Below are 13,510 nucleotides of genomic sequence, written 5' to 3'. Positions count from 1 at the left end.
GCAGCGGCTGGAGCGCTCCGGGGCGCACCGGGCGGCGCGCCGGGCACGGGTCAGCGGCCGCGGGCCGCCATGCGTGCCTTGCGGGCCGCGAGCTTCTCGTCGAACTTGCTCGCCTCCGCGTCCAGCCCGCCCATGTACAGGCCCAGCTCCTCCTGCGCCTTCAGGCCCTCGGGGCCCAGTCCGTCGATCTCCAGGACCTTCAGGAAGCGCAGCACCGGCTGGAGCACGTCGTCGTGGTGGATGCGCAGGTTGTAGATCTCGCCGATCGCCATCTGCGCGGCCGCCCGCTCGAAGCCCGGCATGCCGTGGCCCGGCATGCGGAAGTTCACGACCACGTCCCGCACCGCCTGCATGGTCAGGTCCGGGGCCAGCTCGAAGGCCGCGCCCAGCAGGTTCCGGTAGAAGACCATGTGCAGGTTCTCGTCGGTCGCGATGCGCGCCAGCATCCGGTCGCAGACGGGGTCGCCCGACTGGTGGCCGGTGTTGCGGTGCGAGATGCGGGTGGCGAGCTCCTGGAAGGCGACGTACGCCACCGAGTGCAGCATCGAGTGGCGGTTGTCCGACTCGAAGCCCTCACTCATGTGGGACATCCGGAACTGCTCCAGCTTGTCCGGGTCCACGGCGCGCGAGGCGAGCAGGTAGTCGCGCATGACGATGCCGTGCCGGCCCTCCTCGGCCGTCCAGCGGTGCACCCAGGTGCCCCACGCGCCGTCCCGCCCGAAGAGCGAGGCGATCTCGTGGTGGTAGCTGGGCAGGTTGTCCTCGGTCAGCAGGTTGACGACGAGGGCGATCTTCCCGATGTCGGTGACCTTGGACTGCTGCGGCTCCCAGGCCTCGCCGTCCTCGAACAGGCCGGGGAAGTTGCGGCCGTCCGACCACGGGACGTACTCGTGGGGCATCCAGTCCTTGACGACCTTGAGATGGCGGTTGAGCTCCTTCTCGACCACCTCCTCCAGGGCGTACAGCAGCCGGGCGTCGGTCCACGCTTCCGAACTGCCGAGGGAGGGAGAGGTGAGGGTCATACGGGTGCTCCTGGGGACGGGAGATTACTTACGGCTTCGTAGGTTACGAGACCGTAGGTTAAGGGGGCCGTAAGCCTGAGCCAACCCCGGGCCCCCGAATGGAGGCTTACGTTCCGTTATGCGCCCAGGTCGCGGAGCCGCACCGAGAGGCACGTCACGCGGCCGTCCCGCACGGCGGCCCCGGAAACCGGTGACCGCCCCCCTACCCCGTCCGCACCCGGTCATTCGACGCCCAGATCCCGGCGCAGGTACGCGGCCGTGACCGACTTCCGGTCCCGGAGCAGCTCCGCGGGCGTGCCCTCGAAGACCAGCTCGCCGCCCTGCTTGCCACCGTCCGGGCCCAGGTCGATCACCCAGTCCGCCCGCTTGACCACGTCCAGGTCGTGCTCCACGCACACCACCGTGTTGCCCGCGTCGACCAGCCGGTCCAGCAGTCCGACCAGCGTGTCCACATCGGCCATGTGCAGCCCGGTGGTGGGCTCGTCCAGCACGTACACGCTCCCCGTGCGGTGCAGCCGCGTCGCCAGCTTGATGCGCTGCCGTTCGCCGCCCGACAGGGAGCTGAGCGGCCGGCCGAGCGTGAGGTAGGTCAGGCCCACGTCCACGAGCGTGCGCAGGGTGCGCCTGAGCGCCCGGTCGTCGAAGAACGCGATCGCCTCCGCCGCCGTCATCTCCAGGACGTCCACGATCGACCGGCCCCGCACCCGGTGCTCCAGCACGTCCTCATGGAAGCGCCGCCCTCCGCACGCCTCGCACGTCGTGGTGACCGGGTCCATGAATGCCAGGTCCGTGTGGATCACACCCCGGCCCCCGCACCCGGCGCAGGCGCCCGCCGAGTTGAAACTGAAGAGGGACGCCGGGACGCCGTTCTCCTTTGCGAACACCTTCCGTACGGTGTCCATGATCCCCAGGTACGACGCCGGGGTCGACCGCGAGGACGCCGTGATCGCGCTCTGGTCGATGACCACCGCCTCCGGATGGGCCGCGGTGAACACCTCCGACACCAGGGTCGACTTGCCCGACCCGGCCACCCCCGTCACCGCCGTCAGCACCCCCGTCGGGAAGCGGACGTCGATGCCCCGCAGGTTGTGCAGGTCCGCCCCAATCACCGGCAGCGCCCCGGTGGGCGTACGGAAGGTCTCCTTGAGCGCCGTACGCCGCCGCAAACACCGTCCGGTGAGCGTGTCCGCCTCCCGCAGGCCCGCGAACGGTCCCGCGTACACCACCTCCCCGCCCTCCGCGCCGGCCCGCGGCCCCATGTCGACGACATGGTCGGCGACGGCCATCACGTCCGGGTCGTGCTCCACCACCAGCACCGTGTTGCCCCGGTCCCGCAGCCGCACCAGCAGGTCGTTCAGCCGCCCCACGTCGCGCGGGTGCAGCCCCACGCTCGGCTCGTCGAACACGAAGGTCAGCCCGGTCAGCGAACTTCCGAGGTGCCGCACCACCTTCAGCCGCTGGCCCTCGCCGCCCGACAGGGTCGTGGTCTCCCGGTCCAGGCTCAGGTACCCGAGCCCGATCCCCACCAGCCGCTCCAGCCGCTCACGGGCGGCCGCCGCGATCGGCGTGGCCACCGGGTCGTCGATCCCCGCCAGGACGCCGACCAGGTCGGCGACCTCCATCCGCGCGTAGTCGGCGATGTTCAGCCCGTCGATGCGGGTCGCCAGCGCCGCCTCGTTCAGCCGCGCCCCGCCGCACGCCCCGCACGGCCCCTGGGTCGTGACCGCCCGCACGGTCTCCTTGTACGTGTCCGAGAGTCCCGCAGTGTCGCGCTTCAGGTACAGCCGGTCGAACCGGTCCACCAGCCCCTCGAACCGCACGTCGGCCGCACCGGACTTCATCGTCAGCCGCACCGTCGGCCCGGCGCCCGCGCCCGCCCCGTACAGCAGCGTCCGGCGCTCCGCCTCGGTGTACTCGGCCAGCGGCTTGTCCGGGTCGAACAGGCCCGAACCGGCGTACAGCTTCCACTGCCAGCTCCCGACGGACGTGCCCGGCAGCCGCAGGGCGCCGCCGTTGAGGGACCTCGACCAGTCGACCGCCTTGTCGAGGTCCAGCCGCACCGTGCGCCCCACCCCGTCGCACTCCGGGCACATCCCCGACGGGTCGTTGAAGGAGTACGCGGTCGCGGGGCCGGCGCTGGGCGTGCCGTACCGGGAGAAGAGCACCCGGAGCACCGGGAAGATGTCCGTCATCGTGCCGACCGTCGAGCGGACGCTGCCGCCGATGGGCTTCTGGTCCACCACGACCGCCACCGACAGGTCGTCGATCGCGTCGACGTGCGGCCGCTCGTACTTCGGCAGCCGGTTCCTGAGGAACGAGGTGAACGTCTCGTTGAGCTGCCGCTGCGACTCGACGGCGATGGTGTCGAAGACCACCGACGACTTGCCGGAGCCGGACACACCGGTGAAGACGGTGATGCGGTTCTTCGGGAGGGAGAGGGAGACGCCCCGCAGGTTGTTCTCGCGGGCGCCCTCGATCACGATGTGCGATGCCGTGGAAGCCATACGACGACGCTAAGGCGAATACCCGACACCTTCTGTCGGGTATTCGCCCCAGCCGTTCCCAGCCGTTCCCAGCCGGTTCCCAGCCGTTCCGCGCCGAGTCCGCGCCGAGTCCGGGCGGGTGCCGACCCGCGCGGGTCCGTGCGTGGCCGCGCCGGTCCGCGCGCGCCGGCCGGCTGCCCGGCCGTCAGAGGCCGGCCAGCACCTCCTCCTCCGTTGTCGGGCGCAGCTCGCCGCCCTCCAGCAGCAGCCAGCGGGTGATGCCGATCGACTCCAGGAACGGCACGTCGTGACTCGCCACGATCAGCGCCCCCTCGTACGCGTCCAGCGCCGCCGTCAGCTTCCGCACGCTCGCCATGTCGAGGTTGTTCGTCGGCTCGTCCAGCATCAGGAGCTGCGGCGCCGGCTCGGCGAGCAGCAGCGCGGCGAGCGCCGCACGGAACCGCTCGCCGCCCGAGAGCGTCCCGGCCGGCTGGTCGGCACGGGCGCCCCGCAAGAGGAAGCGGGCCAGCCGCGCCCGGATCCGGTTGTTGGTCGCCTCGGGCGCGAACCGCGCCACGTTCTCGACCACGCTCAGGGCGTCGTCCAGGACGTCGAGCCGCTGCGGCAGGAAGCGCAGCGGAACGTGCGTCACCACCTCGCCCGACACCGGCTCCAGATCGCCCGCGATCGTGCGCAGCAGGGTCGTCTTGCCCGCCCCGTTGCGTCCGACGAGCGCGATCCGCTCCGGGCCGCGCAGCTCCCACTCACCGCCGACCCGGGCCCCGTACCGCAGCTCCAGGTCGCGCAGCAGCAGCACGCCCCGGCCCGGCGGCACCATGGTGTGCGGCAGCTCGATACGGATCTCGTCGTCGTCCCGCACCGCGTCCACCGCCTCGTCGAGCCGCTCCCTCGCCTCGGCGAGCTTCTGCGCGTGCATGATGCGGTGCTTGCCGGCCGACTCCTGCGCCGCCCGCTTGCGGGCACCCATCACGATCTTCGGCTCGCGCTTGTTGTCGTACATCTTCTGTCCGTACCGCTTGCGCCGCGCCAGCTTCACCTGTGCGTCGGCCAGCTCCCGCTTCTGCCGCTGCACGTCGGCCTCGGCGACCCGCACCATGCGCTCGGCCGCCTCCTGCTCGGCGGCCACCGCCTCCTCGTAGTCCGAGTAGGCGCCGCCGTACCAGGTCACCTCGCCGTCCCGGAGGTCGGCGATCCGGTCCACCAGCTCCAGCAGTTCACGGTCGTGGCTGACCACCACCAGGACGCCGGACCAGGCCTCGACGGCCGCGTACAGACGGCGCCGGGCGTGCAGGTCCAGATTGTTGGTCGGCTCGTCGAGCAGCAGGACACCGGGCCGTGCCAGCAGCAGGGCGGCCAGCCGCAGCAGTACGCACTCGCCGCCCGACACCTCGCCGATGGTGCGGTCCAGGCCGATGTGGCCGAGGCCGAGCTGGTCGAGGGTGGCGCGCGCCCGCTCCTCCACGTCCCAGTCGTCGCCGATCGCCGTGAAGTGCTCCTCGCTCGCGTCACCGCCCTCGACGGCGTGCAGAGCGGCGCGCGTGGCGGCGATGCCGAGCGCCTGGTCTACCCGGAGCGAGGTGTCCAGCGTGGCGTTCTGCGGCAGGTAGCCGATCTCGCCCGCCGTGCGCACCGTGCCCTCGGCGGGGGTGAGTTCACCGGCGATCAGCTTCAGCAGGGTCGACTTGCCGGACCCGTTGACGCCGATCAGGCCGGTCCTGCCGGGGCCGACCGCGAGCTGGAAGCGGTCGAGGACCTCGGTGCCGTCCGGCCACGAGAAGGACAGGTCGGTGCAGGTGATGGAGGTGGGGAAGGTAGACATACGGGTCTCCCTGTTGCGTCGGGGAAGAAGAAGGGCAACGGGTGAGACACCAGGACGGCTCGCGGGCCGAGGTCGCACACATCAGCGCGCACAGCGCCGAACGCGGCTGTGCGACACGGTGTCTCGAGACCTCAGACGAGCAACGTCCTACTCCGTTCGACGACGACAAGGGCCGGGAACGACGCTACGCCCGGCGCGTCCGGGGCGGCAACGGAATATCGGCGGCGCGGTGCGCCGAGCGCGGATCAGCGGGCGTCGCGCAGCAGTTCGGTCAGGTCCTGGTCCAGGTCCAGGTACCGGTGCTCGCAGCCGGCCGGCACCAGGTGCTGGGCGCGCCGGAGGAACCGGCGCACCTCGGAGGTGCGCACATGCACCATGGCGACGCCCTCCGGGGCGTGGAACTCCACGACCGTACGGTCGTAGCCGTAGGGGCGTACGCGCACGTCGCCGAGCCCGGCCGGCTCCTCGACGCCCGCCGCGAGCAGCTCCCGGGAGAACTCCCAGGCCACGTCGACGCCTTCCAGGGTCGCCCGCGCGGGGAAGGCCATCTGGACGGCGAAGGGGTTCCCCCGGTCGTAGCGCAGGGTGGCGGCGACGGTTTCCGTACGAGGCGCGGACGCGACCAGCCGGGCCTGTACGGCCTGCTCGATGACGGTGGACAAGGCCTGCTCCCTCACACGCGGCTGCGGCGGTACGACTCCTGCACCGGGAAGGACGACGAATTCCGGCGTCGCGTGCACTGGCGCCGGGTGTGACGTGCGTCACCGAGGCGCCCTGGACGGGCCGGAGCGGGTGGGCTACGTTCCCGCGCCATGACGCCGATGGGGAAGTCGATGGGGAAGACGGGACGCGTGGTGTCGCTGGGGCTGTGCGGGGTGGCGCTGGCGGCCACCCTGGCCGCCGCCCCGGCACCGGCGGGGGCGGCAGCGGGGCGGGCCGATGCGTCCGGGGCGGGCGCCCCCGGGGCCGACGCGTCGGGAGCCGGCCCGTCCGGGGCCGCCTGGCGGCTGAAGCCGACCGGGACGGAGGTGCGTTTCCGGGGCCTGGCGGCCGTCAGCCGTTCCAGCGCCTGGGTGGCCGGCTCCAAGGGCACCGTGCTGCTCACCTCGGACGGCGGCCGGAGCTGGCGGAACGTCTCGCCGCCCGGCGCGGGCGACCTGGAGTTCCGGGACGTCGAGGCGTTCGACGGCCGCCGCGCGGTCGTGCTCGCCATCGGGGAGGGCGAGGCGTCCCGGATCCTGCGCACCGACGACGGAGGGCAGAGCTGGACCGAGTCGTTCCGCAACACCGACCCCCGGGCCTTCTACGACTGCGTCACCTTCCTCGACCGCCGCCACGGCCTCGCCGTGAGCGACCCGGTCGACGGCAAGTACCGGGTCCTGTCCACCGGTGACGGCGGGCGCTCCTGGAAGGTGCTGCCGGACACCGGCATGCCCCCCGCCCTGCCCGGGGAGGCCGGGTTCGCGGCGAGCGGCCAGTGCCTCGTCGGCGCCGGCCCGAGGGACGTGTGGCTGGCCACCGGCGGCGGTGCCACCGCGCGCGTGCTGCACTCCGCCGACCGGGGCCTGACCTGGACGGCCGCCGGGTCGACCATCCCTGCCGGTGACCCGGCGCGCGGGGTCTTCGCGCTGGCGTTCCGCGACCGCGCGCACGGCCTGGCCGTCGGCGGCGACTACCGGACCGGGCAGCCCTCGCCTCTCGCGGGCGCCCTCAGCCGGGACGGCGGCCGCACCTGGCGGCAGGCCGCCACTCCGCCGCCCGCCTACCGCTCGGGCGTGGCCTGGCTCCCGCACAGCAGGACGGCCGCCCTGGCCGTGGGGCCCACCGGGACGGACCTCACCACGGACGGCGGCCGCACCTGGCGGACCGTCGACACCGGCTCGTACGACACGGTCGACTGCGCCGCGGACCACGGGTGCTGGGCCTCCGGCGAGAAGGGCCGGGTGGCACGGCTGGAGCGGTGAGACCAGCGGCCGTACGCCGGCCGTTCCCCGGTGGCTACGACGGCAGTTGCTGGCGGTAGGCGGCGAGTTCGGGCGTGGTCCTGGTCGCCAGGAACTCGGTGACGCGGTACGCGCACACGCCCGCGGTGACGAAGGGGTCGGTGGCGGTGATCCGCTCGATCTCCGCCCGGTCGTCCCCGGCGGCCAGGATGATCCCGCCGTCCCGCGGGTTCTTGCGGCCCGAGGCGATGAACACCCCGGACGCGTAATGGGAGTCCAGCCAGGCGACATGCTCCGCAAGGAGCGCGTCCACCCGCTCGAGGGGGCCGGTGTAGGTCAGTTCCAGTACGAACATGGTGGCGAGGCTATCGGGCCCCGCCGGCGGTCCCGGCGGCGGAGGCCTCCTCGGCTCCTCGCCCGCCCCCGTGGGGCGCGCCGCCGTTAAGGTGGCCGTCACTATGACGATCATCGAGAAGCCCGCCGGCTGGCCGTCCGACGAGGCGGAGGCCCTGGCCGTCCAGGACGAACTGCGCGGCCGCGTCGTCCTGGACGAGCCCGGCCCGCCCCCCGGCACCGGAGTGGTCACCGGCGTCGACGTGGCCTACGACGACGAGCGGGACCTCGTCGCCGCGGCGGCCGTCGTCCTGGACGCCCGCACCCTGACCGTCGTCGAGGAGGCCACGGCGGTGGGCCGGGTGTCGTTCCCGTACATCCCCGGGCTCCTGGCCTTCCGGGAGGTGCCGACCGTGCTGGCCGCCCTGGCCGCGCTGCGGCGGGGCCCCGGGCTGGTGGTGTGCGACGGCTACGGCCGGGCCCATCCCCGGCGCTTCGGCCTCGCCAGCCACCTCGGCGTGCTCACCGGCCTGCCGGTGATCGGCGTGGCCAAGAACCCGTTCACCTTCACCTACGAGCAGCCCGCACCCGCACGCGGGGCGTCCACCCCCCTGGTCGCGGACGGCGAGGAGGTCGGCCGGGCGCTGCGTACCCGGGAGGCCGTCAAGCCCGTGTTCGTCTCGGCGGGCCACCGGGTCACCCTGGAGAACGCCTGCGCCCACACCCTGCACCTGACGCCCCGCTACCGCCTCCCGGAGACCACCCGCCTCGCGGACTCCCTGTGCAGGCAGGCCCTCAAGGAGGTGACGGCCTGACCGGCCGGCTCCGGTGCGTCCACGCCGACCCGGCGGGGCACCCCTTCTAACCGGTACGCGACTGATCCGGCACCGGCCGGCGGGCCAGGGGCGCGGCGCACCGGCCCGCCACCGCGCCGCCCACCACCGGCCGGCGGGGCGCCCGCCGGGTGCACCGGCCCGTGGCCGGCCGGGCGGCTCAGCCCGCGTGGGCGACCCGGAAGCGGATCCCGGCCCGGTCCAGCCGCTCCAGCAGCGCGTCGCCCATCGCGGCCGCCGTGGTGACCTGCCCGGCCGTTTCGGGCAGCTCGTCGAAGGCCAGCGACAGGGCCGACTCGGCGAGCATCTTCGCCGTCTCGTCGTACCCGGGGTCACCGCCCGACACCTCGGTGAACACCCGCCGCCCGCCGCCCTCGCCGACGAACCGCACCGTGAACCAGCTCCGCGCCCGGCGCTCCGCGTCCGGCCCCTGGCCCGCCTCGTAGCGGTCCATCAGCCACCGCCGGGCGGGCGGCACCTGGGCCAGCGCGAACAGCGCGCTGACGGCCGCCACCCCGCCCACGGCCACGGGCAGCGCCTTGACGGCCGCGTAGTGGCGGTAGCGGAAGTCCGGCCCGTACCGGGGCAGGGCCGCCGCCGAGCGCGCCACGACACCCGCGTCCAGGGTCGGCAGCGGCAGCGCCCACGTCCCGGTCTCCCGGCTGAAGCGCGGCGCCCCGAGCGGTGCCCGCGCCCGCCGCCCCATCAGCCGCGGCTCGTGCAGCCGCCGCTCGTGGGCCGCCCGCAGCGTCTGCCGGCCCCGCCCCATCGCGGTCATCGCCGAGGCGAACGTACCGCCCGAGAAGAAGGCGTTGGAGCGGACGAACCCGTCCACGGCCAGCGGCACGCCCTCGGGGAGCTGCGCCACCGTGAAGTACACGCCCAGATCGTGCGGGACCGAGTCGAAGCCGCAGGCGTGCACGATCCGCGCCCCCGTCTCACGGGCCCGCGCGTCGTGCCGCACGTACATCAGGTCGACGAACTCGGGCTCGCCGGTCAGGTCCACGTAGTCCGTCCCCGCCTCGGCGCAGGCGGCCACCAGCGGCTCGCCGTACCAGACGTAGGGCCCGACGGTGGTGGCCACGACCCGGGCCGACCCGGCCAGCTCGCGCACCGATGCCGGATCGGCGGCGTCGGCGGTGAGCAGCGGCAGGTCGGCGCACCGGGGATCCTCGGCGGCCAGCCGCTCCCGCAGTGCCTCCAGCTTGTCGCGGCTGCGCCCGGCGAGCGCCCACCGGCAGCCGGCGGGGGCGTGTGCGGCCAGGTAGCGGGCGGTCAGCTCCCCGACGAACCCGGTCGCTCCGAAGAGCACGACGTCGTACGCCCGTTCCGTGCCGTTGCGTGTCCCCATGCAGCCCTCCGCCGTCCGCGCCGTTGTCGGAGGCAGAGGCTAGCGTGCGGGTGGGGAGCCCCTCACCCGGGTGTCCGCCGGGCGGTTGTCCACAGGTCTTGTGCGGAGTGGAACACGTTCTTAGCATCATTGCTGTTACAGCGGTTGTGTCACAGTCACGGGCCTGGGGGTCGGATGGCAGGAACAGGCGGCGGCCCGCTCGCCGGGGTGCGCGTGGTCGAGCTGGCAGGCATCGGGCCGGGCCCGTTCGCGGCCATGCTCCTGGGCGACCTGGGCGCCGACGTGGTGCGGGTCGACCGGCCCGGCGGCGCCGGGATCGGGATCGATCCCGCGTACGACCTGACCAATCGCAACAAGCGCTCCGTGCTCGTCGACCTCAAGGCGGACGGCGGCGCCGGGCGCGTGCTGGACCTCGTCGAGCGCGCCGACGTCCTCATCGAGGGGTACCGCCCAGGGGTCGCCGAGCGGCTCGGCGTCGGACCGGAGGAGTGCCTGGCCCGCAACCCGAAGCTGGTGTACGGGCGGATGACCGGCTGGGGACAGGACGGCCCGCTGGCCCGGCGGGCCGGGCACGACATCGGGTACATCGCCGTCACCGGCACCCTCTCCATGATCGGCCGGCCCGGTGAGCCGCCGGCCGTGCCCGCCAACCTCGTCGGCGACTACGCGGGCGGCGCGCTCTACCTCGTCGTCGGCGTCCTCGCCGCCCTGCACCACGCGCGCGCCGGGGGCGGGAGCGGCCAGGTCGTCGACGCCGCCATCACCGACGGCACCGCCCACCTCGCCATGATGATCCACGGCATGCTGGCCGCCGGCGGCTGGCAGGACCGGCGCGGCGCCAACCTCCTGGACGGCGGCTGTCCCTTCTACGGCACCTACGAGACGGCGGACGGCCAGTACATGGCCGTGGGCGCGCTGGAGCAGCGGTTCTACGACGAGTTCGCGCGGCTGCTCGGCCTCGGGGCCACGGCGGCCGCCCGCGACGACCCCGGCCGGTGGGGCGAGCTGCGCGCCGCCGTCGCGGAGCGCTTCAGGACGAGGACCCGCGCCGAGTGGACGGCCGTCTTCGAGGGCTCCGACGCCTGTGTCGCGCCGGTGCTGTCCCTCCGCGAGGCGCCCGCCCACCCGCACCTCGCCGCCCGCTCCACCTTCACCGAGCACGGCGGGATCACCCAGCCGGCCCCCGCGCCCCGCTTCTCCGCCACCCCGGGCGCGGTGACCCGCCCGCCCGCTTTGCCGGGCAGCGGCACGCACGAGGTCGCCCACGACTGGGACGTACCGAGCATCCTCACCGACGACACCAGGGGGACCGGGTGAAGCGCCACCTCTTCAGCGCCGAGCACGACGCCTTCCGCGAGACCGTACGAACCTTCCTCACCAAGGAGGTCCTCCCGCACTACGAGCAGTGGGAGAAGGACGGCATCGTCTCGCGCGACGCCTGGCTCGCCGCCGGCCGCCAGGGCCTGCTCGGCATCGCCGTCCCCGAGGAGTACGGGGGCGGGGGCAACCCCGACTTCCGCTACAGCGCCGTCCTCGCCGAGGAGTTCACCCGCGCCGGCGCCCCCGGGCTGGCGATCGGCCTGCACAACGACATCATCGGCCCCTACCTCACCTCGCTCGGCACCGACGAGCAGAAGCGGCGCTGGCTGCCCGGCTTCTGCACCGGCGAGACCATCACCGCCATCGCCATGACCGAACCCGGCGCCGGGTCCGACCTCCAAGGCATCCGCACCACCGCCGAGGACAAGGGCGACCACTGGCTGCTCAACGGCTCCAAGACGTTCATCTCCAACGGCGTCCTCGCCGACCTGGTGATCGTCGTCGCGAAGACCACCCCCGAGGGCGGGGCGCACGGCCTGTCCCTCCTTGTCGTCGAGCGCGGCGCCGAGGGCTTCGAGCGGGGCCGCAACCTGGACAAGATCGGCCAGAAGGCGCAGGACACGGCCGAGCTGTTCTTCCACGACGTGCGCGTCCCCAAGGAGAACCTGCTCGGCGAGCTCAACGGCGCGTTCGTCCACCTGATGAACAACCTCGCCCAGGAGCGGCTCAACATCGCTGTCGCCGGGATCGCCGCCGCCGAGCACCTGCTGGAGATCACCACGGCGTACGTCAAGGAGCGCGAGGCGTTCGGGCGGCCGCTGGCCCGGCTTCAGCACATCCGCTTCGAGATCGCCGAGATGGCCACCGAATGCGCCGTCACCCGCGCGTTCCTCGACCGCTGCATCGTCGACCACTCCCAGGGGGAGCTGGACGCGGTGCACGCGTCGATGGCCAAGTGGTGGGCCACCGAACTGCAAAAACGCGTCGCCGACCGGTGCCTCCAGCTGCACGGCGGCTACGGCTACATGGCCGAATACCCGGTCGCCAAGGCGTTCACCGATGGCCGGATCCAAACCATTTACGGCGGTACGACCGAAATCATGAAGGAAATCATCGGCCGTTCCCTGCTCGGCTGACCCCTCCCCGAAAGGCTTGACCAGTGAGCACCGAAGCGTATGTGTACGACGCGATCCGCACCCCGCGCGGACGCGGAAAGGCCGGCGGCGCCCTGCACGGCACCAAGCCGGTCGACCTGGTGGTCGGCCTGATCCACGAACTGCGCGGCCGCTTCCCCGGCCTCGACCCCGCCGCCATCGACGACATCGTCCTCGGCGTCGTCGGACCGGTCGGCGACCAGGGCTCCGACATCGCGCGCATCGCCGCCATCGCCGCCGGGCTCCCCGACACCGTCGCCGGTGTCCAGGAGAACCGCTTCTGTGCCTCCGGCCTCGAAGCCGTCAACATGGCCGCGATGAAGGTCCGCTCCGGCTGGGAGGACCTGGTCCTCGCCGGCGGCGTGGAATCGATGTCGCGGGTGCCGATGGCCTCCGACGGAGGCGCGTGGTTCAACGACCCCATGACCAACTGGGACACCAACTTCGTCCCCCAGGGCATCGGCGCCGACCTCATCGCCACCATCGAGGGCTACGGGCGGCGGGACGTCGACGAGTACGCCGCGCTGTCGCAGGAGCGGGCCGCCACCGCCTGGAAGGAAGGCCGCTTCGGCCGGTCCGTCGTCCCCGTCGTGGACCGCGCCGGCCTGACCGTCCTCGACCACGACGAGCACATGCGGCCCGGCACCACCGCCGACACCCTGGCCGCCCTGAAGCCGTCCTTCGCGGCCATCGGCGAGATGGGCGGCTTCGACGCCGTGGCCCTCCAGAGGTACCACTGGATCGAGAAGATCGACCACGTCCACCACGCCGGCAACTCCTCCGGCATCGTCGACGGCGCGGCCCTCGTCGCCATCGGCAACAAGGAGGTCGGCGAGCGGTACGGACTGACGCCCCGCGCCAGGATCGTCTCCGTGGCCGTCTCCGGCTCCGAACCGACCATCATGCTCACCGGCCCCGCCCCCGCCTCCAAGAAGGCCCTCGCCAAGGCCGGGCTGACCATCGACGACATCGACCTCGTCGAGATCAACGAGGCGTTCGCGGCGGTCGTGCTGCGCTTCGTCAAGGACATGGGCCTGTCCCTGGACAAGGTCAACGTCAACGGCGGCGCCATCGCCCTGGGCCACCCGCTCGGCGCGACCGGCGCGATGATCCTGGGCACCCTCGTCGACGAACTGGAGCACCAGGACAAGCGCTACGGCCTCGCCACGCTCTGCGTGGGCGGAGGCATGGGCATCGCCACCGTCGTCGAGCGCGTCTGACCCCGTCCTTT

General features: G+C 73.1%; 11 protein-coding genes. 5 read left to right on the top strand and 6 right to left on the bottom strand.

Annotated features, from left to right (window positions below):
• Positions 1 to 50: 50 nt before the first annotated feature.
• The 4 genes from ACF068_RS11150 to ACF068_RS11135 form a co-directional block, all read right to left on the bottom strand.
• Entirely contained in the window at positions 51 to 1,022 is a 972-nt protein-coding gene (locus tag ACF068_RS11150) for an acyl-ACP desaturase (RefSeq protein WP_392273927.1), read from the bottom strand.
• Between the two features lie 221 nt (positions 1,023 to 1,243).
• Positions 1,244 to 3,526 carry an ATP-binding cassette domain-containing protein gene (locus tag ACF068_RS11145; protein ID WP_392273926.1) on the bottom strand — a complete coding sequence of 761 codons (2,283 nt, stop codon included), beginning with the start codon at positions 3,524 to 3,526 and terminating at the stop codon, positions 1,244 to 1,246.
• A gap of 184 nt (positions 3,527 to 3,710) precedes the next feature.
• Positions 3,711 to 5,345, bottom strand: a complete 1,635-nt coding sequence (locus tag ACF068_RS11140; RefSeq protein ID WP_392273925.1) for an ABC-F family ATP-binding cassette domain-containing protein — start codon at positions 5,343 to 5,345, stop codon at positions 3,711 to 3,713.
• A gap of 245 nt (positions 5,346 to 5,590) precedes the next feature.
• A complete protein-coding gene (locus ACF068_RS11135) occupies positions 5,591 to 6,007 on the bottom strand; it encodes an SsgA family sporulation/cell division regulator (protein ID WP_392273924.1) in 417 nt (138 codons plus the stop codon).
• 171 nt (positions 6,008 to 6,178) lie between these two features.
• Here ACF068_RS11135 and ACF068_RS11130 point away from each other — a divergent pair, with 171 nt between their 5' ends.
• On the top strand, positions 6,179 to 7,309 hold the full coding sequence (locus ACF068_RS11130) for a WD40/YVTN/BNR-like repeat-containing protein (protein WP_392274361.1): 1,131 nt from the start codon (positions 6,179 to 6,181) through the stop codon (positions 7,307 to 7,309).
• A gap of 34 nt (positions 7,310 to 7,343) precedes the next feature.
• Here ACF068_RS11130 and ACF068_RS11125 read toward each other — a convergent pair whose 3' ends face one another.
• Positions 7,344 to 7,643 carry a YciI family protein gene (locus ACF068_RS11125; RefSeq protein WP_392273923.1) on the bottom strand — a complete coding sequence of 100 codons (300 nt, stop codon included), beginning with the start codon at positions 7,641 to 7,643 and terminating at the stop codon, positions 7,344 to 7,346.
• A 103-nt stretch (positions 7,644 to 7,746) separates the two neighbouring features.
• On the opposite strand from ACF068_RS11125, the gene ACF068_RS11120 reads away from it, so the two are divergent.
• On the top strand, positions 7,747 to 8,436 hold the full coding sequence (locus ACF068_RS11120; protein WP_392273922.1) for an endonuclease V: 690 nt from the start codon (positions 7,747 to 7,749) through the stop codon (positions 8,434 to 8,436).
• Between the two features lie 178 nt (positions 8,437 to 8,614).
• Here the strand turns inward: ACF068_RS11120 and ACF068_RS11115 are convergent, their stop codons facing one another.
• Positions 8,615 to 9,805 (bottom strand): saccharopine dehydrogenase family protein, encoded by a 1,191-nt coding sequence (locus ACF068_RS11115; protein WP_392273921.1) that lies wholly within the window; start codon positions 9,803 to 9,805, stop codon positions 8,615 to 8,617.
• A gap of 174 nt (positions 9,806 to 9,979) precedes the next feature.
• On the opposite strand from ACF068_RS11115, the gene ACF068_RS11110 reads away from it, so the two are divergent.
• Genes ACF068_RS11110 through ACF068_RS11100 form a run of 3 tightly spaced genes read left to right on the top strand, consistent with a single transcriptional unit; the run spans position 9,980 to position 13,499 of the window.
• Positions 9,980 to 11,122: a CaiB/BaiF CoA transferase family protein gene (locus tag ACF068_RS11110; protein WP_392273920.1), complete on the top strand. Its 1,143-nt coding sequence runs from the start codon at positions 9,980 to 9,982 to the stop codon at positions 11,120 to 11,122.
• Positions 11,119 to 12,261 carry an acyl-CoA dehydrogenase family protein gene (locus tag ACF068_RS11105; RefSeq protein WP_392273919.1) on the top strand — a complete coding sequence of 381 codons (1,143 nt, stop codon included), beginning with the start codon at positions 11,119 to 11,121 and terminating at the stop codon, positions 12,259 to 12,261. Before ACF068_RS11110 ends, ACF068_RS11105 begins: the two co-directional genes overlap by 4 nt.
• Before the next feature lie 23 nt (positions 12,262 to 12,284).
• Entirely contained in the window at positions 12,285 to 13,499 is a 1,215-nt protein-coding gene (locus ACF068_RS11100; RefSeq protein ID WP_392273918.1) for an acetyl-CoA C-acetyltransferase, read from the top strand.
• Positions 13,500 to 13,510: the final 11 nt, after the last annotated feature.

The organism is Streptomyces sp. NPDC016309 (genome assembly GCF_043077235.1).
Classification (GTDB): Bacteria; Actinomycetota; Actinomycetes; order Streptomycetales; family Streptomycetaceae; genus Streptomyces.
This window is presented reverse-complemented; position numbering and strand designations above follow the sequence as displayed.